This is a genomic window from Vagococcus sp. JNUCC 83 (assembly GCF_053667615.1).
The window spans coordinates 2,247,938-2,269,917 of sequence record NZ_CM132204.1 but is presented as its reverse complement, the minus strand read 5'-3'; the positions used below and the strand labels follow the sequence as shown (position 1 = coordinate 2,269,917).

The 21,980-nt window shown below is 32.8% G+C and carries 17 protein-coding genes; 1 reads left to right on the top strand and 16 read right to left on the bottom strand.

Annotated elements, in window-relative coordinates:
- Window positions 1-6: 6 nt before the first annotated feature.
- The 4 genes from JNUCC83_RS11150 to JNUCC83_RS11135 all read right to left on the bottom strand — a co-directional run bounded on the left by JNUCC83_RS11150 (window position 7) and on the right by JNUCC83_RS11135 (window position 3,060).
- Window positions 7-1,521 carry an LPXTG cell wall anchor domain-containing protein gene (locus JNUCC83_RS11150; RefSeq protein WP_454460024.1) on the bottom strand — a complete coding sequence of 505 codons (1,515 nt, stop codon included), beginning with the start codon at window positions 1,519-1,521 and terminating at the stop codon, window positions 7-9.
- 280 nt (window positions 1,522-1,801) lie between these two features.
- Entirely contained in the window at window positions 1,802-2,338 is a 537-nt protein-coding gene (locus tag JNUCC83_RS11145; RefSeq protein WP_454460023.1) for a hypothetical protein, read from the bottom strand.
- 60 nt (window positions 2,339-2,398) lie between these two features.
- The gene (locus tag JNUCC83_RS11140) at window positions 2,399-2,689 is read right to left on the bottom strand and encodes a nucleotide pyrophosphohydrolase (RefSeq protein WP_454460022.1); all 291 of its coding nucleotides are present in this window, start codon (window positions 2,687-2,689) and stop codon (window positions 2,399-2,401) included.
- An 86-nt stretch (window positions 2,690-2,775) separates the two neighbouring features.
- Window positions 2,776-3,060 carry a hypothetical protein gene (locus JNUCC83_RS11135; RefSeq protein ID WP_454460021.1) on the bottom strand — a complete coding sequence of 95 codons (285 nt, stop codon included), beginning with the start codon at window positions 3,058-3,060 and terminating at the stop codon, window positions 2,776-2,778.
- Between the two features lie 208 nt (window positions 3,061-3,268).
- Between JNUCC83_RS11135 and JNUCC83_RS11130 the strand changes: the two genes are divergently transcribed.
- On the top strand, window positions 3,269-4,558 hold the full coding sequence (locus tag JNUCC83_RS11130) for an ISL3 family transposase (RefSeq protein WP_454459351.1): 1,290 nt from the start codon (window positions 3,269-3,271) through the stop codon (window positions 4,556-4,558).
- 118 nt (window positions 4,559-4,676) lie between these two features.
- Here the strand turns inward: JNUCC83_RS11130 and JNUCC83_RS11125 are convergent, their stop codons facing one another.
- From JNUCC83_RS11125 to JNUCC83_RS11070, 12 genes are all read right to left on the bottom strand, one after another.
- Window positions 4,677-5,972 (bottom strand): CHAP domain-containing protein, encoded by a 1,296-nt coding sequence (locus tag JNUCC83_RS11125; protein WP_454460020.1) that lies wholly within the window; start codon window positions 5,970-5,972, stop codon window positions 4,677-4,679.
- Window positions 5,973-6,361: 389 nt separating this feature from the next.
- Window positions 6,362-6,961, bottom strand: coding sequence for a nitroreductase family protein (locus JNUCC83_RS11120; RefSeq protein WP_454460019.1), 600 nt, complete (start codon window positions 6,959-6,961; stop codon window positions 6,362-6,364).
- Between the two features lie 78 nt (window positions 6,962-7,039).
- Window positions 7,040-8,632, bottom strand: a complete 1,593-nt coding sequence (locus tag JNUCC83_RS11115) for an IS1182 family transposase (RefSeq protein ID WP_454460018.1) — start codon at window positions 8,630-8,632, stop codon at window positions 7,040-7,042.
- A gap of 143 nt (window positions 8,633-8,775) precedes the next feature.
- On the bottom strand, window positions 8,776-9,927 hold the full coding sequence (locus tag JNUCC83_RS11110; RefSeq protein ID WP_454460017.1) for a cation:proton antiporter: 1,152 nt from the start codon (window positions 9,925-9,927) through the stop codon (window positions 8,776-8,778).
- Between the two features lie 140 nt (window positions 9,928-10,067).
- A complete protein-coding gene (locus tag JNUCC83_RS11105; protein ID WP_454460016.1) occupies window positions 10,068-12,215 on the bottom strand; it encodes a coiled-coil domain-containing protein in 2,148 nt (715 codons plus the stop codon).
- 194 nt (window positions 12,216-12,409) lie between these two features.
- Complete coding sequence (gene cydC / locus JNUCC83_RS11100; protein WP_454460015.1) at window positions 12,410-14,164, bottom strand: thiol reductant ABC exporter subunit CydC; 1,755 nt, start codon at window positions 14,162-14,164, stop codon at window positions 12,410-12,412.
- A 2-nt stretch (window positions 14,165-14,166) separates the two neighbouring features.
- The gene (gene cydD / locus JNUCC83_RS11095) at window positions 14,167-15,897 is read right to left on the bottom strand and encodes a thiol reductant ABC exporter subunit CydD (RefSeq protein ID WP_454460014.1); all 1,731 of its coding nucleotides are present in this window, start codon (window positions 15,895-15,897) and stop codon (window positions 14,167-14,169) included.
- A 16-nt stretch (window positions 15,898-15,913) separates the two neighbouring features.
- Window positions 15,914-16,918, bottom strand: a complete 1,005-nt coding sequence (gene cydB / locus JNUCC83_RS11090) for a cytochrome d ubiquinol oxidase subunit II (RefSeq protein ID WP_454460013.1) — start codon at window positions 16,916-16,918, stop codon at window positions 15,914-15,916.
- Between the two features lies 1 nt (window position 16,919).
- Window positions 16,920-18,326: a cytochrome ubiquinol oxidase subunit I gene (locus JNUCC83_RS11085; protein ID WP_454460012.1), complete on the bottom strand. Its 1,407-nt coding sequence runs from the start codon at window positions 18,324-18,326 to the stop codon at window positions 16,920-16,922.
- Between the two features lie 124 nt (window positions 18,327-18,450).
- Window positions 18,451-19,794 (bottom strand): glutathione-disulfide reductase, encoded by a 1,344-nt coding sequence (gor, locus tag JNUCC83_RS11080; RefSeq protein ID WP_454460011.1) that lies wholly within the window; start codon window positions 19,792-19,794, stop codon window positions 18,451-18,453.
- A 15-nt stretch (window positions 19,795-19,809) separates the two neighbouring features.
- Window positions 19,810-21,045 carry a peptidase U32 family protein gene (locus JNUCC83_RS11075; RefSeq protein ID WP_454460010.1) on the bottom strand — a complete coding sequence of 412 codons (1,236 nt, stop codon included), beginning with the start codon at window positions 21,043-21,045 and terminating at the stop codon, window positions 19,810-19,812.
- A 12-nt stretch (window positions 21,046-21,057) separates the two neighbouring features.
- Window positions 21,058-21,978: a peptidase U32 family protein gene (locus JNUCC83_RS11070; RefSeq protein WP_454460009.1), complete on the bottom strand. Its 921-nt coding sequence runs from the start codon at window positions 21,976-21,978 to the stop codon at window positions 21,058-21,060.
- Between the last annotated feature and the right edge of the window lie 2 nt (window positions 21,979-21,980).

Sequence of the window (21,980 nt, the reverse complement as noted above, 5' to 3'; positions counted from 1 at the left end):
TCATCCTTAACTTCTTTTTCTTTTAATTACTGCTACAAGAGAACCTAATGCTACTGACATTAATCCTAACGCAGTTAAGTTTTGGTTTACTTCACCTGTTTTTGGTAATTCATATTTTTTATTACCTTCATTTTTTGAAACTTTAGTTACAATAGTTTCTTTTTTAACTTCTTGTTTAGTATCTTCTGTTTTAGAGATTAGTGTATTCTCTGTTTTATTATCTTCAGATGGTGTTGCTGTTGGTTTGTTTGTTACATCTTCTGGATCATCATTATGTAATCCATTTTGTTGGATTTGTGCTTCTGCATTAGCGATTACTGCTGCAACTGCTTCTGCATCAGTTGCTGACACTACTTGGCTTAAATAGAAAGTATAATCTTCTGCTGTTAACAAACCTTCATTGTACCATGCAAACAATTGATCTTTTGCGTCTTGTTTAATTTGGTCTAAAGTAGCTGCTGTTGCTGCATCAATCTCTGCTTGGATTCCTGCAATAATACTGTTTACTTCTTCTGCTGTTGTTGCTTCATTGATTGCATTTAATCCATTAATATATTGATTATCATTGATTTGTCCATATGATAACCAATTGAATAATTGATCTTTTGCAGTTTCTTTAATTGCATCCAAATCAACATGTAATCCATTTTGTTGTGCTTGCTGTTCTGCGTTAGCAACAACTGCTGCAACTGCTTCTGCATCAGATGCCTCATTAATTTCATTTAAGTAAAATGCATAATCGTTTGGTGTTAATAATCCTTCATTAAACCATCCTAATAATTGATCTTTTGCTTCTTCTTTGATACTAGCAAGCGTTGTTGCAGTATTTGCTTGTATAGTAGCTTCTACATCAGCAATAACTTGCGCAACTGCTTCTGCTGTTTTAGCATCTATTATAGCAGCTTGTGCTTGCATGTATGTTGCATCATCAATTTGTCCATAGTTTAACAAGTCTTTAATTTTATTTAAAGCATCTTGTTTAATACCAGGTAGTTTTGATTGATTATCAGGAACTACAATATAAACATTTATATCACTTTTTAACTTATTTAAATCTGCAAGAGTAGTAGCCGAATTTAATCTTCCTAATAAATGAGTATGTCTCGCACTATCTATTATTCCATCGTTAAGTAAACTATCAATTAAAGTCTTTAATTCATTATGCAAATTAACAATTTGTTGTGCTTCATCAATATCTGATTGTCCAAATTTAGTATCTGGTGTTTCTTTAGTATCTGTTGATGATTCTGTTGATGTTTCTGTTGATGCTTCTGTTGATGATTCTGTTGATGCTTCTGTTGATGCTTCTGTTGATGCTTCTGTTGATGCTTCTGTTGATGCTTCTGTTGATGCTTCTGTTGATGCTTCTGTTGATGCTTCTGTTGATGCTGTCGGTGTTTCTACTTGTTCTGTTGTATCTTTAGTTCCACCTGAAATTGTTTCAGCATTAGAAACAAATGGAGCTGCATATGTACTTACTAAAATAGCAAGTAATGATGTTGCAATAGTTTTCTTTTTCATTTTTTTAAATCCCCTTTTTTATAATTATTGTTTAGCATTTGCAAAAAACGTAGTCAATATATTTTAAGGATATTTCTTCATAAATAACACACAATTTATCCTTATTTTATCTATAATCACTGATAAATTTCTATTTCTCGCTTAATTGATTCAATAAATAACTTCATAATTTGTTCACATTTATAAAAAAAGGCTAATAATGTGTTTATCGATTACTATAATCGAGGGTTAACAACATTATTAGCTTATTTATTATGTCTCTATTAAAAATATTCCATTACTATTTACCATCAAACACCACTTTTTCTGGTAATTTATACTGTTCTACGTCTTCATCATCAGAAAGCAAAGCTTCTTCAAAATCAGCAATGCTCAAATCTATTTTACGAGCCAAGTCAAACACAATATGAAGCATATCATGAAAATACATTGAATTTCCTTGTTCAAAATATTCTTTATACTCTTTAGATGTGTTAGAATGTCCTGTTTCTTCTTCAAATTGTTTAGCTTCCTTAAGATAAATAGCAAAATTTTCTTTAGTATATGCTGCAAAGTGATTGAAAATGTCTATTGCTAAGCATAGGTCATGATACCACATGTCATAGCTTTTTTTTGCTAAGCCACCCTTTACCTCAATTAATCTAAATTTATCATCACGTAGATACTGTGTAATTAACATTTCGATATTTAAACTAATCCCTGTATAAGAGATATTATCAAATTGAAATTGTTTTAAATCTGACAACTCATCAAGCAAGCTCTGTGGGGTAAACTGTCTATTTTCCATACTCTTATACACTTTTTTTTGTTCAAACATATTATCTCCTCCTACACCTCTATTTTACACTCTTATTATACCCTACTAATGTGTAAACACCTACTTATTCACTGGATACTTTTTAGCATTTTTAATAAGCTTTTTGTCAATTATTCCATTAATATCAAATCCTAATTTGTCTGCTAAAGTGTACGAATAAATTAACACATCTGCCAGTTCTTCTTCCAACTTCTCGCGTTGTTCAATAGCTTGATCATTATCTAACCATTGAAACAACTCTAATAATTCATTAGCCTCTAATGATATCGAGATAGCTAAATCTTTTTCTTGACTATTATGATGCAAACCTCTTTCATTTCTAAATTGATTTATTTTATCTATCGCATCCATATTAATATATAAATCTCCTTTTTTCTTCGTTATACTTATCATTATAGCAAAAAAACTTAGTCTGTATTTGACTAAGTTCCTTCATTCTAATATTTAACGAACACATTTCCTTCATTATCTTTTACTAGGTGCACATCACATATAAAAACATCTTGTGGAGAAAAATATTCACTAGCTAATACTATTGTTAATATATTCAATGAATCATTTTCTTTAATATTCAACTCTTGAATACCCTCTATTATCTTCTCTTTCAATTCTTCTAATATAGTAGGTAACTGATCCTCATTATTTAGTTTTTCTTCTACATTTTTTAAAAACAAATCATAATTATCATTAGTGATAAATAGTTGTCTTAAGTCATTTGCCATATTACTTCCTCCTAATAAATATCTTATATAATTAATGTACTCATAACTCATGGCAAAAAGTAGATCATTATTTGAAAGTTTATAGAAAAAAACGGCTCTATAATTTCTACTGTTGGTAACACAAGTTACCGACAGTTTTTTTGTATACAAAAACATGTGATATCCGTTAGAATGAAATTGAGAAAAAACAAACTAAGGAGGATACCACATGTCATATTCACAGACTATCAAAGATATCTTAAATATACTAGACCTAAATATTATTTTTAATGAAAATTGTTTATCTACTGAAAAAATAAAAGGCGTTTTCTCTCGGATATTCCATGGCTTTTTAGAAGAATCCCCTAAATGCTGTCCGCATTGTCAAAGTAATCACTCTAATATTATTAAATGGGGATATACAACTAGCCTAATTAAAATGCCTAGTGTTTCTGAATATGTTACTTATATTAGATTAAAAAAACGTCGTTTCTTTTGTAAAAAATGTGATACGACTTTTGTTTTAGATACCCCTTTTGTTTCTAGAAACAACTGTATTTCTAATAATTTAAAACGTCTCATTGCGAAACAGTTAACCTCTAAACACGCCATGAGTGATATCGCAAAACAAACGAGCGTCTCAACTTCAACTGTCTCTCGCGTATTAAAAGAGTGGTATGAACCGATTAAGAAGTATAGTTATGAACTTCCATCTGTACTATATTTTGATGAATTTAAATCTGTTAAAAAAGTAGCTGGTTCAATGAGTTTTATTATGATGAACGGTGAAACAAATGAATTAATTGATATTCTACCTGATCGAAGATTACCAAAAATTGAGAATTATTTTAATGGCTTCTCTCTAGCTAATAGAAAACAAGTAAACTATGTCGTTTCAGATATCTATCAACCTTACATTACTTTAACTAAACGAGTGTTCCCTAACGCTAAAGTCGTTTTAGATAAATTTCATCTCGTTCAACATCTCGGCAGGGCATTTCAAAAGATACGGATTAAAATAATGACTCAATTAAAATATAAAGATAACGGGGTTATCTATAGACGAATTAAAAAGTATTGGAAATTACTTCAAAAAAGCTATGACAAATTAGATTATATCCAACAGCATTGGCGTCCATCCTTTAAAGCGTATCTTTCTGAAAAAGAATTACTTGAACGCTTACTTACCTATGATTCTAAATTGACAGAGGCTTACAACACCTATCAACAAATTTTAAGAGCGATTCAAACAAAGGATTATTCTTTATTTTTGGAATTAATTAATCAACCAACAGGATTTAAAGAGTTTATTCCTGTTTTCAAAACATTTAAAAAATATCGAGAAGAAATAAAAAACACCTTTGAAACATCTTATTCAAACGGTCCATTAGAATGTATGAATAACCACATTAAAGTCATTAAGCGTAATGCCTATGGCATGAGAAGTTTTTATAATTTTAAGCTACGACTATCAATTTGTTTAAAAGAATCTACCTTTACATCACCAAAAAAGATCTAGAAAAATAAATGCTTTCTAGATCTTAAATTCTAACGTATTAATCCTTACCAACAGTAGTTGACAAAGAGCCAAAAAAACACACAGCAATAATAGCTATGTGTTTCAATCGTATCTTATTTTAGCGATGAATATAAGTATATCCTGATGCGCTAATTGTTTGTGTGTTTGGTCCTGTTGGAGATGAGAATCCTGTACCACCTTGTGAAATAGTAATAGTATTATTTGTAGCGTTATAAGAATCAACATAAGCTACGTGACCATATGTTCCATCAGCTGTCCATTGTCCACCTACTGATTGACCTGCGGCAAATACAACGACTGCCCCAGTTGCTGGAGTTGAATTCACTGTGTAACCATCCGCTGCAGCAGATGCTCCCCATTGTGCACCATTTCCCCAATATGTACCAACCCATGGCGCTACGCTTTTCACATACCAAGTACATTGTCCAACTGCATACATATTACCTGATCCAGAATGATCAACTCCGCCACCGTTAGATGATGTACTACCTGATGGTGAAGTACTTGGTGCAGTTGTATCTACTGTCGGTGTAGTTGTATCTACTGTTGGTTTTTCAACAGGTTTGCTCTCTTGTGTTGATTCATTTGTTGATTCAACAGAATCTTTTGTACTTTCTGATGTTTTATTTTCTGTTGGTTTTTCAGCTTTAACTGCTGTCACTTCTGCTGGTTTATTAGATGAAGCTTGTTGTGCTTTTAACACTTTAATTTGTGCTGCTTGAGCTTCTTCTTTTTGTTTATTCAATGTAGCTTTATCACTTTCAGCTGTTGCTTGTTCTGCAGCTAAAGTTGTTTTTAACACGTTTAATTCTGCTTGTTGAGCAGCTAAAGAATCTTTTTGAGTTTGTAATTCTGTTTGTGTTGCTGTCATTTCATTGATTTTTTCTTCATTTTCTTGAATATTTTTTTCAACTGATTCTTGGTCTTTCTTTTGTTGTTTTACTAAATCATTATTAGCATTAACAATTGTACTCATCGCATGTACACGACTAATAGCATCTGATAATGAATCTGCTTCAAGAACTGCACTAACATAATCAGTATTTTGGCCATTTGTTTGTGCATCTCTTGCTTGTTTTTGAATTGATTTTTCTCGTTTAGCAATTCTAACTTTTAATGTTCCTATTTTTTCTTGTAATTTTTCAGTATCTTGGCTCAATTCAACTTGTTTTGCTTCCAAAGATGATACTTTCTCATTAACAGCAGATACTTTTGATTCTAATGCATTAATTTCTGCTTGAGCTTTATCTTGTTGTCCTTTTAACGCATTAATTTTTTCATCTTGTTGTTTAATTTGAACATCAACAGAATCTGCTAATGCAATGCTAGGGCTTGCCACAGCTGTTAATGCGATTGAACATACCATAATAGTTGATAAAATATTTTTTTTCAATTTGTCTTCCTCCAAATAACTTGTCTAATTTATATAAAATTCTATAAATATTAATTTCTCTTTTCTCAACGACCCATTCATTCTAACATAGCGATATGTCAGATAGATAAAGGAAATGTTACAAAAATATTTCAACCTCATGCAACTATTATATTATTATCGACTAATAGCTTTTTTTAATTAACTTATCAGTCTTTTTATTTATACATGTTTATTTACAAAAAAAGCCACTGACACACATGTCAGTGACTCAAGGAGTTGTTTATTTACTTTGGAGGAGTAAATAAAATGAAAAAGTTTGTTAGGGTTGTTTTGTTGGTATGCTTAAATAATAAATCAATTATTTGCTTTTTTTATTGTTCAATTAAGAACTTTTTATGAATTTTGTATTACTTATTAAATTGTTTGAATCTTGTACCATCTTCCATATATTCTTTTTCTAACGCTGGTGATTCAACTGACCCAATAACTAGTTGACCTCTAAGTTTCCAACTATCTGAGATATTCCATTCATTAGCTACAGAATCATCGATAATAGGATTATAATGTTGTAAATTAGCCCCTATATTTTCTTCTGCTAATGCTGTCCATACATTAGATTGAGTCAAACCACTTGCTTGTTCTGACCAAATCGGGAAATTATCAGCATAAAGAGAAAATTGTTCTTGCAATCCCTTAACGATATCCATATCTTCGTAAAATAATATTGTTGCTTTTCCCTTTGAAAAACCACTCAATTTTGCTTTGGTTTTTTCAAAAGCTTCAGGCGGAGTAAGTGGTTGTAATAGTTCTTCCGTCATTTTCCATAGCTTTTCGTGTGCTTCATCAAATAAAAAAACAACTCGTTGACTTTGAGAATTAAAAGCTGTTGGCGATTCTCTTACAACCTCTGTTACTAAACTCACGATTTCTTCATTAGACAATGATGTATTTTTTCCTAAATCATAAATAGAACGACGATTCTTTAATAAATTTACAAAATTTGACATATGTTAATCCATCCTTTTTATTTAAAGTTATGCTTATACTATAACAGCTAACATTAAGTAAGTCATTATTTTTGCTTACTAATGATAAGAAAAAAGAGGCTGAACCAAAAGTCTCTTTACAGAAAACAAGCATTCCAAAATGAAACCTCTCATTTCAGAATGCTTGTTTTTTCGTGATCTCTTACTAATATCCTTCCTATTTTTTCTCAGTTTTCTTAAATTTAGTGCCATTAACGCAAATCCCAGCTCCTGTGAAATCTTATCTTTTCCTCTTACAGAGAATCGATTGAATGCCAAATTAGCCTTCAGATTTCCAAAGGCTGGTTCAACATCTATTTTTCTTTGACGGTATATTTCTCCTGTGACATCCTCTTTCAAAAGCTCTCTTACGTGAGCTTTAAAATATTCCCAATTCCCATTTTTTTGAATCACTCGATTTTTACTACTCTTCGCTCGAGTAGAGTAATTTCTAAATTTGACTTCTCGATTATTCGGGCAAATATAAGTATCTGCCAATTCATTATAAATCCAGTTATCTGGAATAAATGGACTTTGTTTGTATTTTTTAGTGTGCTCTTTCTGATACATTGTATAAGTAATTAATGGAGTTCTTTCAAAATCATCCAAAATTGCTTGATAGTTTTCTTCACTACCATAACCTGCGTCAGCCACAATGTATTTAGGTAAGTCAAAATAAGATTTCTTGATAGTATCTAAGAAGGGAATCATTGTTTTAAAATCCGTTGGATTTGAAAATGTTTCATATGCTAAAACGTATTGATGATTGGTTGCAATTTGAACGTTATATCCAGGTTTTAACTGACCATTCATCATGTGGTCATCTTTCATTCTCATAAAAGTGGCATCATGATCTGTTTTAGAGTAGCTATTTCTACCGTTATAAATATCATGTTGTTCTTTATATTTTTGCTTTCTATAGATAAAGTCAGAAAAAGCTTTCAATGCTTTTTTAGGCTCTTTACGCTCAGAACGAAGTTCTTTTCTCTCTTGAACATCTGAAGTCTTTTCAATTTTAGTACTTAAATCACTTACTTTCATTTCCAACTCATCAATGATTTGTTTTAAATTTTCTGTGTTTAACTCATCATCTTCTGAACAAATAGATGGAATAATTTGCTCTTCTACAAGTTGTTGATAATAGGACTTTGACTTCTCTCTCAAAGATTCTTCATAACGTTGTGTGCTCTTTTTCCAAACGAAGGTATATTTATTTGCGTTGGCTTCTAACTTTGTTCCATCAATAAAAATAGCTTCTTCATCAATTAATTGTTGAGAAACAAGCTGATTTCTAAATTGAATAAAACATTCTTGAAGTATCGGTTGAACCAGTGGGTTCACTCTGAATCGATTAATTGTTCTGAAGTTAGGTGTCTGTGATTGCGTTAACCACATGGCACGAATGCTATCTTTAGACATAGCTTCTATCTTTCTTCCTGAAAAAATAGATTGAGTGTAGCCACACAGAATAAGCTTCAACATCATTTTTGGATGATAAGACGAAGTTCCCATTCGATGCTCAAAAACTGAGAACACATCCACAGGGATACTTTCTACTAATTCATCAATCGCAAAAGCGATATCATTTTCTTCTAAATAAATATCTAAATTCAGTGATAAAGTAACCTGTTTCGTGTTATAATTCTTATACATAAATAGCACTCCTTTTTAGTTGGTTTCGTCACTTTAATTATATAGGATAGTGCTATTTTTTACGTCAAAAAAGGAAGAAAATCGAAAAAAGATTTTCTTCCTTTTAGTTTATTCTAGAGACTTTTGGGTCAGCCTCTTAATTATTATTTTTTAGGATATATTTTCATAAAGTAATGCTTCAACATTGGTGGAGCAATTAATGTTGTTAAAATAACTGAAATGATAACAGTTGTATAGTATTCTTGTGATAATAATCCTGTAGCTAGACCTGTAGTCCCAATGATTAATGCTACTTCTCCACGAGAGACCATACCTGAACCAATCGCTAAAGATGAATGGTTGTCGAACCCTGTTACTTTTGCGCCAAGGAAACCGCCAAATAATTTAGATAATATAGCAACAATTGTACATGCTACAAGGAATCCTATTTGACTAAATACTCCATCAAATGAAATACTAATTCCTACACTCACATAAAAGAATGGTACAAATAACGCATTAGCTATAGGATCTACTGTCTTTTCTACTTCATGTTGAAATGACGTTTGAGAAATAAATAACCCCGCTAAAAATGTTCCTATAATACCAGCCATGCCTAACATCTCACCAAAATAAGCAAAACCAAATGCAACAATTAACGCCGCAGCTGTCACTGGTGCTGTCACTTTAAATTTTGAAAAAATTTCTAGAAACTTAGGTACAATGTAAATTCCAACGACAAAAGCGACAACAAAGAATAACACTTTTTTCAATAGTAATATAGGAACAGATGTACTAGATGTATCCTCGCCCATAAATGACATCACAAATGCCAATAGTGTGACAACTAATATATCATCAACCACAGCAGCTCCTAAAATAGTTGTTGCCTCTCTAGTTTGCATCATACCCATCTCTTTTAAAACTTGCACTGTGATACTTACACTAGTAGCCGAAAAGAGTACTCCTAGAAAAATACCTTCATTAAATGTGAATCCAAATAACTCTCCCATAGCAAAAGCACTTGCAAAGGGTATCAATATACCTAAAACAGCTACTGCAACAGATGGTTTCCAGTTTTCTTTTAGTTGCTCTGCATCTGTTTCAAGTCCAGCTAGAAACATCAATAACAAAACACCAACTTCTGAAAATTCTTGAAATATAGCCGAGTCATTAATCCATCCTAATACCGCTGGACCAATTAAGATACCTACCAACAGCTTCCCCAAAACAGCTGGTTGTCCGAGTTTTACTGATAGGTGCCCTGCTACTTTTGTTGAAAATAAAATCAATACAATGGTGAATAATAATTCCATACGTCATCCCCTACTCTTTTCTTAACTACTTTCTCACTACACTAATAAATCTATCAAACTATTTCATCTGTTGTAAAGATTTATCGTATTTTTTAATCCCGATATTATAAAAAACCTCTTTTTAAAAAGAGGTTTTAACTTTAATTTTCATAATCTAAAATTGTTTTTAGATGACGACTAATCAGAGCATAAGCTTGGATTTCTCCCCATACTTCTTCGGTCATCACATAAGAACGTGATAAAAATTTTGGTGCTTTCACATTATCATCTAATTTCTTATAGAATCGATCAAACTTCTTCATTTTAGGTTCAGCCCATTTTTTAAAGACATTATCTTGATTTTTTAATTCAGACCATCTATCAGATAATTCATCTAGCTGACTTTCAAAAGCAACATATTCTTTTTTACGTATTTTTTCTTTTCCTTCTTCATCTTCTGTATCACTTAAGATACTATCTACATCATCCATGACTGATTCTTCGTCATAACCTAAAACATCATCATCATAGTCATAATCTTCATCATAGCCATCATAGTCATAATCATCATCGTAGCTATAATCTTCATCATAATCATAGTCATCGTCGTAACTATAATCATCGTCATCGTAATCAGTATAGTCTGACTCAACTTCCTCATCATCTGTATAATGATATGATTGATCTAGCGGGTCTTCTAATTGAACTGTTTCCTCTAAATCTATTTCAGGTACATTAAAATCTTCTTCTTCGACCATTTCAACTGGATCAAATATTGGTTGTTTTGGTGTATCTATTTCTGGTAAATTATCGTTTTCCAAAGCAATTGATGAAAAAATTCTATCATTAACAGCTGGATTAGTATAACTGGATTGTTTTAGCTTAGCTAATTCTTTCTCCAAATCAAACACTCGACTGGCAGCTGCACGATAATTAGTTTCTAAGCGGTTATAGTTATCTTGCCACTTAGATTGAGTCGTTTCTTGTGAGTCCATTAATTGATTAACCAAATGTTGTTGCTTTTCTAGACGCTGAGATAATCGTTGAATTTCTTCATTTTTTGAAGAATTTAATTCGGCAAATTCTTTTTCTTTTTTTGTTGATTGATGTTGGTATTCCTGAACCGCTTGCTGGTGCTCAAATACTAATTTTTTCAATTCTTGTTCTTTTTGATTTAACTCATCACTCAAGTGCTGAACCATTGTTTGTCGTTCAGATAATAATTTATCCAATTTGTCTTGTTGTTCTTGCAAACGCTGTTGTTCAGATAATAACTGCTGATTTTTCATCTGCCATTCTCTTGTTGCTATAGCGTTTTCTTGTTCAAGTTGTGCTAATTGAGCTTCTTTTTCTTTTAATTTTAACGTTGCCTCATTCAGTGAAACTTGCACTTGCTCTTCAAATTGTTGATTTTCAGTAATCACCATACGAAGCTCTTCATTCTCGAATTGTGTCTGTTGAAGCTTTTGTTTCCAAGATTCAATTCCTTGTTCTAACTCAACGTTCAACTCATTTACAGTATTTTTTAAATCAAGAATTTCAGATTTTTTCATCTGAAGTTGTTGTCTAAAATCAATTTCGTTATCCTGGTATGAAATAATCTTTTGTTTTAACGTATCATTCTCTTGACTCACTTGAGAAATTTTTAGTTCGTATTCACGTTGTGTTGTCTGTAAGTCCATTTCATATGATTTAATTACTTGAGAATTTTCAGTAATTTTTTGTTCTAATTCATAGATACGTTGTTGTTTATCTAACATATCCTGATGCTCTTGAAAACTAGTTTCTCTCCTAAAACTACCAGATTGGATTGGTGAAGCATCACTATATGATAAGGCATTTGTATTAGTCTTTTCATATCGATCATAATCCATTGCTGAACTGGTAGGACTAAATTGTTGTTCTACTTGATTTTCTAGAGCCCCATATTGATTATAAGCTTCATCCATTGCTGTGTTTAACAACTTAGGCGCATTGGTTTTTATATTTCTAATTTGTGTATTAGAATATAATCTACTCGCATCAAATGTTATTAGTAATTCTAGTCTCTCATGAGCCGTATAATCTAAAAATACTCGTTCAATAGGATATAAAGAAAATGTTTTTTCCCAATTAGAAATAAATAATTCCACTGCTTTTGCAATCAGCGACTGAGACCATTTCATTTTGCGATTTGACCATTTTAATAATAACTGATTTTTCTTTGTCGTTATGTTCTGAACAGGTAATAAAATAACGCTCTGATCGGTTGGTTTTTTTGTTTCATCTTCATATAGTTGAACATCTATAACAAAATCCTCTAAAGGCATAATTCTAAACTCCCTCCACTATCATCTTATCTTTTTAACATGTACCATCATTAGTATTAATTAGATACTCGTATTAATAGTACCTTTTCTGATGCAAATTGTAAAGTTGTTTTATGACATTAAACAATGTATTAACAATATTTTGTTTAGCTTCTATTTAAATAAAAAGTATCCCTGTTTTAGGGAATACTTTTCTATTCATAAACATCCATTTTATACAATTGTCCAAAGTGCTCGTTTGTTGCTAGTAATTCTTTTGGATTTCCAGACATTTCTATTCTACCATTTTCTATAAAAACAACGTCATCTGCATGATGTATACCGACTAAATGGTGAGTAATCCATATAACAGTTTTATTTTTTAGTGCTTCAAATACTGTCTCTAACAATTGTTTTTCAGTCAATGGGTCCAACCCAATTGTTGGTTCATCAATAATAATAATCGGGGCATCTTGTAGTAGTATTCTAGCTAGCGCAATCCGTTGTTGCTCTCCTCCTGAAAAACGTTTTCCACCTTCTTCAACTAATGTATCCATGCCTTGTGGCAAACGTTCTACAACTTGTTTTAGTCCAGCAATTTCAATTGCGTTGAATACCTCTTCATCCGTAGCATCTAAATTTCCTAAACGAATATTATTTTTTAAACTCGTATTAAACAAATACGGATGCTGATTTAAGACACCAAAATAACGTGCTTGTTGTCCACTTAAATCTTTAATATTTACTCCTCCGACATAGACTGAGCCAGAATTAGGAAGTAAATCGCCCCGTATAATTTTAGTTAAAGTTGTCTTTCCCATACCACTTTTTCCTAACAAAGCCACTACTTTTCCTTCAGGTATGGTTAAATTAAAATGAGACAGAAGCTCTCTTTTTCCTTGAGTATATTTAAAACTGACGTTATCTAACGTGATTGTCGTTGATGATAGTTCAACTTCTTTTATTGTCGACGATACTTGTACTTGCTCTGGGTTAGGCAATTTAGATAAACGTTGAACAGTATCTTCATAAATTGGTAATTCTTTGACCGAATCACTTACTGGTCCAAACGCATCAAGTAATGGAAAAAAAGATAGCACAAAAGCGGCAATCCAGTTTAAAGCTGCTTGATTTCCTTGAGCAATAAAGTATGTTCCAGCCCAAATGAATAGACAAACAGCAATGACACCAAAAATTAATTGTTTAATAACACCTTCTACTCTTGAATAATGATTTAACTGATAATCTTCTTGTCTGACACTTGACTCAGCTTCATTATATTGAGTTAAAAATTCTTCATATCGACCACTATATTGCCAATCTGCTACACCCAATACTGCATCTGTTAAGTCATCATACAAAACATGCTTTTTAGCTTTTTTTCGATATACTCTTGCATTATTAACTAATACTGCAGCCAAAGGCAATACGACTAATATTAAACCAAATAATAATAACATCAAGCCTGCAAAAGGTAATGAAAAATACCCCAACCCAATAATAATAAATATATATAAAATATAAGATGTGCAAATAGGAAAAATTGTTCTTAAATAAAGATTTTGAATATGATTGATATCCTCAGATAATAGACCTAATAAACTACCGGATTGATAGTTTTCTTTAGCATCTGCGGCTTCAGTTTCTAGTGAACGATACAACCGGACACGAATATCTGACGTCATCTTTAACACCCAATTATGGCTTCCTAAACGCTCAATATATCTAAAAGTTGGTCTGGCAATACCAAACGCTCGAGTTAAAACAATTGGGACATATACCATCAAAATATTTTCAGGCTTTGTTGCGGATTTACTAATTAAGTACCCTGAGGTAAACATTAGAGCTGCTGCCGAAAAGAAAGTTAAAAAACCTAGAAATAAAACCAAAGCAAGTAACTTTTTATATTTCTTAAAAAATGGTCTCACCCACTGATCTTGCTTCGTTAATAATAAATGGTCTTGTTTCATTTCTATAACCCTCCTTTCAATTGATCAGCAAACTGTTGATAGGCACCATTTTTTGCACGCAATTCATCATATGTTCCTTGTTCAACAATTTTTCCATCTTCCATTACCAAAATATAATCCATTTCTCTCATCCAATGTAGACGATGTGTGGCAAAAAAGACTAATTTATCTTCAAATAATGGTAGCATCGTTTCTTTTAATTCGTATTCTGTTTCTACATCCAAGTGAGCTGTCGGCTCATCAAATAGTAATACTTTACGCTCTTTATCTAACAAAGCCCTAGCCACAGCAACTCTTTGATACTGTCCACCACTTAACAGTTGACCACCTTCGCCGATAATTGTGTCCCAACCATCTGGTAATTCTTCAATAACGTCAATTAATCCCGCTTGTTTAATGGCTTCTGTACATTCTTCAAAACTTGCTTGTGGATGATAAAAAGTAATATTTTCTTTTAGTGACCCATGAAATATATAAGGGTCTTGCGGGATATAAAACAGTTGATCTTGCCATACTTTTTTTTGCAAATTGCTAACATTTGAATCATTGATTTGTATACTAGGTTCAGTCGCTTCTAAAAAACCGCCTAGTAATTTGATTAATGTCGATTTTCCAGATCCTGATAATCCCACAATACCTATCTTTCCACTACCTTGCCAATCAAAAGAAATATCAGTTAACGTGGTTTGTTCTTGAGAATCATCATATTTTAGTGATAAATCATTTAGTGATAGTTTATCGGATTCATCCCAAGTGCCACTTAAATCTAGTGTTCCATCTTCAGCTAATTCTTTTTGATCTAATATAGAAAAAATTGACTTTAATGTATTTCCACCATCTAGTGTCGCATGATAATCATTTGAAAAATCACGCAATGGTAAAAAGAAATCAGGTGCCAATATAAGTGTTGTTAACGCAGGAAACAGTAATATATCACCATTCATTAATTTAAATCCTAAAAATACTGCCACAATTGCTACTGATAGCGTGGTAAAAAAGTCCAGAGCAAATGTTGAAAGTATAGCTATTTTCAACGTACTCATAGTAGCTTTTCGATAGTCTTCACTTATTTCATACACATTTTTTTCATATTTCTTACTTAACCCTAAAAAATACAATGTTTCGATTCCACGCAAAGAATCTAAAAAGTGATTACTCAAAAGTTGAAATCCTTCATATTGTCGATCAGCTTTTGCTCTAGCAGCATACCCCAAAATAATCATAAATAAAATAATAATAGGAAATACTAACAACAAAATAACCCCTGAACGAATATCTTGAGTAAAAACAAATAATAAAATAAGCCAAGGAATTACCATCATATTCGTTAATTTAGGCAAAATTAATGTAATGTAATTTTCAACCTGATCAATTCCTTCAATTGTCATTGTCACCATATTCCCTGTTCCTTCTTTTTGGACAAAATTAGGGCCTAAACGAAATATTTTTTTTAATAATTGTTGGCGTACTTTACGTGCTTCTTTGTATGCATACTTATCAAGAGATTTATCTCGAACATACAATACTAACTGTCTACCAAAAAAACAAGAAAAAAACAAAATAAGCGACATCGTTTGCGATGCGACGGTTGCCCCGCTCCACAACGCACTGATACCTCTTGATAAAAAATAAGCCTGTCCGATAATTAATAAGGCTTGTAGGATTCCTAATCCTACAAGCCCAATTAAGACCGACCTAATTTTATCAATACGAAATAAATTCTTATCAATCAATTAGGTACAACTCCCTTTATCTATCAATCTTGACACGTTTTGCAAATTGTTTATATGCCCAAGCAACATAAAGTAATACGATTGGTAATAATACTACTGTAACAATTGTCATTACTTTCAATGTATACGGCGTACTTGATGCATTTTCAATTAATAAACTAAATTGTGAATCTTGGGCAATCATAACACGTGGGTATAACCCATTAAATAAGAATGCTACAATGCCTATAAATACTAATCCTGTTGAAATAAATGATAATCCTTCTTTATCTTTATATGTACCATAAGCAGCAAGTGCCGCAAAGACCACAATTAAAACTAAAAGAATTAATGAAGATGTAAAACGTTCAGTAAAGAAATCTGTTTTCAAATAAGCTAAGATAGCAAAAACAACTAATCCAGCAAATAAAACTGGGTATAATTTTTTCGCGATAGCTAATGAACGTTCACGTACAGCTCCTTCGGTTTTTAATCGTAAGTAGTTTAACCCATGCAAGAAACTAACTAAAGTCACTGCCACACCACCAACAATAGAAAACAGATTAACATAATCAGTAAATGATGCGTTCATCACGTTTTTAGAAGCATCCATTGGTAGACCCATTACTAAGTCAACAAACATCATTCCAAATAGAAACGGAACAATCACACTTCCTAAAAACAATGCCCATTCCCAAGTATTACGTTCTCTAGCATTTTCAGAGCTACTTCTGAATTTAAATGATACCCCGCGGATAATTAATCCTACTAAAATAAATAATAAAATTAAGTAGAATCCACTAAATAAAGACGCGTACCACTCAGGGAAAGATGCAAACATTGCTCCCCCAGCTGTAATTAACCACACTAAGTTACTTTCCCAAATAGGTCCAATTGTTTCAATAACTTGGTCACGTTCGCGCTTATTACGAGCAACCAATTTAACTGACATCCCAACACCAAAGTCAAATCCTTCTAAAAAGAAGAATCCTGAAAATAAGACTCCTATTAAAATAAACCATAAAAATTGTAAATTACTCATTTTACAGAACCCCCTTTGCAAATGGATCTATACCATCTTTTTTCGCTTCAGATGGATCAACATAGTAAGGTCCTTTTTTAACCGCACGTTTACAGAAGATAAACATGACATAACCTAACACGCTAAATAATAAGAAATAAACAATGTTACTAATTAATAATGATGTAGCTGATACTCCTGGTGATACACTATCTGCGATAGTAAATAAACCATAAACAGTCCATGGAGAACGACCTAATTCTGTTACTAACCAACCAAATGTGTTAGAAATGAATGGGAAGCTGATTCCAGCGACAAACAGCCATAACAACCATTTCATATTTTGAATCTTATTTTTATGTAGTAAGAATAAACCTACCACTGCCATTAATGCCATTAATGTCCCAAAACCTGCCATAAATCTGAATCCCCAGAATAATGTTTTCACTGGTAAATAATAATCCACATCTGAACCAAATTTTGCATCATACTCATCATGTAACTCTGTATTTGCTTGGTCCATTCCAATATATTTATCCTCGCCACCTAAAAGTGTTAGTAAGTAAGGTACAGAAATTTCCCATTTTGTTTCTTTGTCTTTTGTATCAATAGATGCAATAATATTCCATGGTGCAGGCGAAGACGTATCTTCATAAATACCTTCCATTGCCGCAAATTTCATTGGTTGGTCATTTGCAACAGCAATCATTTGTTGGTGACCAGCACCAATAGTTAAAATTGAGCCTACTAAACCTAAAATCAATCCGATATTCATTGATTTTTTAAAGAATTCCATGTCTTTGTTTTTAAGCATTTTCCATGCTGATGATCCTGCAATAACAAAACCACCCGTTACAATTGCACCAAACAACACATGTGGGTATTCTACCCATAATTGATGATTTTTTAGTAACCCAAAAAAACTTGTCAATTCTGCACGGCCAGTTGCTTCATTGATTGAATAAGCAACTGGATTTTGCATGAATGAATTTGCTGCAAGAATCCAAAGTGCTGATAATGCAGTACCGATTGAAACTAACCAAATAAATAATAAATGCAATTTTTCATTAAACTTGTCCCAACCAAACATCCATAATCCAATAAATGTTGATTCCATAAAGAATGCAAGTAATGCTTCTACTGCAAGAGGTGCGCCAAAAATATCCCCCATAAAACGAGAATATTCAGACCAGTTCATCCCAAATTGAAATTCCTGAATAAGCCCTGTTACAACCCCTACAGCAAAACCAATTAAGAAGATATTTCCCCAAAATTTTGCCATATCTTTATAAATTTTATCTTTTTTGACAACATACATTGTCTCCATTACTGCAACGGCAAATGCCATTCCAATAGACATCGGCACGAAAAAGAAATGGAAGACAGTTGTCATACCAAACTGGAACCGCGCCAAAAATTCGATATCCATAAATAATCCTCCTTATATAAATCTATTTAACAAACTTATTATACCCGATAGAACAGTTACTTTCAAAATGTTTTCAACTTGTTATTATATAATAATAAATTTAATTAGCGTTTTTTATTTTCCGCTATCTCATTGTAACAAATTCTTCTGCCCCAGTTGGGTGAATCGCCACTGTCTGATCAAAATCAGCTTTTGTTGCACCCATCCTAACAGCAACAGCAAATCCTTGTAACATTTCATCCACACCAAGGCCAATACCGTGTAATCCAACAATCTTTTCTTCTTTTCCGACACACACAAGTTTCATCCAACATTTTTCGCGAACTTCAGTTATCGCAAATTGCATTGGTGTAAAACGGGAAGTATATATCTTAACATCATCTCCGTATTGCTCTCTCGCTTCTTTTTCTGTTAAACCAACTGTACCAATCGCTGGATGTGAAAAGACTACAGTTGGGACAGTATGATACTCTAAGTACATATTACCTTGATGATTAAATAATCGTTCTGATAATCTTCTCCCCGCTGCAATTGCTACAGGTGTTAGATTTATTTTATCAATAACATCCCCAACAGCATAGATTCCTTCTTGTGTTGTATTTTGATATTTATCTACTTTTATGGCTCCTCTATCGGTCAATTCAACATCTGTCACGTCAAGATTTAATCCATCCATATTTGGCACTCTACCAATTGCCCAAATAATTTCATCCACTTCAAGAGAATGACCATTTTCAAAATGCAACACATAACTATTGTCTATTTTTTCGACTTTTTTAGGCACACTATTGGCATGTAAGTTCATACCACTTTTTTCATAACTCTCAGTTAATCCTTTAATCAACAACTCATCAAATTCACGTAAAAATGTGTCACGTCTAAATGCCAAGTGAGTTGTTGCTCCTAATCCGTGTAGCACACCTGCGATTTCAACTGCAATATAACCTGCTCCAACTACTGCCACACGTTTTGGTAGTTCTGTTAATTCAAAGAAACCATTTGAGTCAATCCCATATTCTGCACCTGGAATATCTGGACGAATAATTTTTCCACCTGTTGCAATTAAAATGTGAGGAGCTGTAAATGTTTTTCCATTCACTTCTACCACATTTTTCTCTTTAAATTTAGCGTATCCTTTAATATGAGTCACGCCATTACTTTCTAAGCCTTTCAAATATAATCCATTTAATCGCTTAATATATGTTTGACGATTTTCTACTAAACGCGCCATGTTAAACTCATCGACAGTCACATCAAATCCATACTCATATGCTTGATGATGTAGCATATCATTCATCTGAGAAGCTGACCACATCACTTTTTTCGGCACACAGCCAACATTAACGCATGTGCCTCCAAGTTCATTTCCTTCTATTAAAAGAACTTTTGCACCGTACATCCCCGCACGATTTGCTGAAGCTATTCCGCCACTTCCGCCACCAATTACTATATAATCAAATGTTTTCATTTATTTTCTCCCTTTTTATTTTTGTTTACGAATCATGTCTCCCGGCTTAACCGGCTGTTCTACTGGCATTTTCACAATCATCATAGCATTCGGTGCTTTTTCAATAGGCTCACCATCTTCATTCCACATTTCTGAAATATTTTGTTCAAAATGAGTAAACCCGGGACCATAAAATTCTATGCGATCATCTAGTCTAAAGTGATTACGTTGTTGGATAGTAGCAATTTTTGTTGCGTCATCATATTCTAACACCTCACCAATGAACTTATACACTGGAATCTTGCGACGTTTTCCAAATAACTGTTCCTCATCAGTTGGCACATGATAATAAAAACCAGTTGCCAATTCTCGTTGGGCTACTTTCCATAATTCATCTATCCATTCTTGTTTACACACATAATTTTCCGGATCTTCCATATAACTATCAACTGCTTTTTTATAGACATTAGAAACAGTAGATACATAATGGATTGACTTCATACGTCCCTCTATTTTTAGACTGTCGACACCATTTTTTACCAAATCTGGAATATGTTCAATCATAGACATATCCACTGCACTCATCGAAAATGGTTCACTAACTTCACCTGTATCCGTTAATGAACGTCTTTCCTCACCAAATGGCATATCGAATAAATCATATTTCCAACGGCATGATTGCGAGCAACCACCACGGTTCGCATCTCTGTGACTCATATGATTAGATAATGTACAACGCCCTGAATAAGAGATACACATCGCCCCATGAATAAAGGCTTCAATTTCGATATCTGTATTTTCACGAATTTTAGCCACTTCGTCCATCGATACTTCTCGACCTAAAACGACACGCTCTAATCCTTCATTTTTCCAAAACTCCAATGTTTCAAAATTTGTTGCAGAGGATTGTGTGGATAAATGGACGGGAAGTCCTGGTGCTTCTGTAACACAGATTTCTATTAAAGCTGGATCAGAAACAATTACGGCACTTATACCAATATCTCTTAATTTTCTAAAAAATTCACCAGAACCTTTAGCATCACCTTCATGAGTTACCATATTAGCTGCAACGTACACTTTAGCACCGTATTCTTTAGCAAAAGCCACACCTTCTTCCATTTCTTCGTAAGAAAAATTTCCAGCACGACTTCTCAAACCATAAGCATTTCCACCAATATAAACAGCATCCGCTCCATAACGAATAGCGACTTTTAATTTTTCTAATGTACCTGCTGGAGCTAATACTTCTGGTCGTTTCAATGTATTTGTCATTTCTATTCTCTCCTACTTAATTTCTTCAGGATCTAAATAATAAAAACCAGTATCCAAACTTCTGCCCGTTGGATGATGTTCCATAATCACTTTTTGCAACGACTTAGCTAAATCTTCTGTCCAAGTATTAGCCAGTAAAGCTTGTTTTGCTTCAATAAAACACGAAACAATCGAGACAAAATTTCCTCCTGGTGTATACATCCCGTCTAACTTCCAATGAGTTAATCCACTACCATATAATTCTTTTAGTTCAAACATTAAGTCTACATCATTTGTTGCATAAATGTGTGTACCATGCTTGTCTTCAAAAATAGAATAATGTGTGTCTTCATCCTTAGGTTCAGATATAAATAGTCCATCTTCTTTTGATACATTATCTTGTTGTTTGGTAAAATTAAAATAATTAGTAATCAGTGGGCGCTTTGAATGATGGATACATGTGGCTCCATAAACCAATACCTCAGTAAACACTTGTGTGTCTTTAGCAATTTTTTGTAACTCATCAAACGGAATTTCCCTTGCTAATACAGCACCCGTCGCTCCACGCTTGGCCCAAAAATTAACTTGTCGAGAGCTTGTTACCATTGTTTCTGCATTATAGATATAAGGTAATTTATAGCCATTTCGTTGTAAAACATAAATAACACCAGGATCGCCAACAATAATATCATCGACTCCTATCGACTCTAAAAAAGTTAAATATTCCGGTATTTTTTCCATTTTATCTGGGTGCATAATGGCACTCACTGCCACACGTGCTTTTTTCCCATTCTCATGAGCTAATTGAACAAGTTCAGACATTTCTTTTCTTGTAAAGTAATGCGGTAAACGAAGCCCGAATTCTTCTTCTCCAAAACAGATGACATCAATATCTAACTCAACTAATTGACATGCTTGTTCTATTGAGTCAACTGTCGTACTGATTTCTATCATAC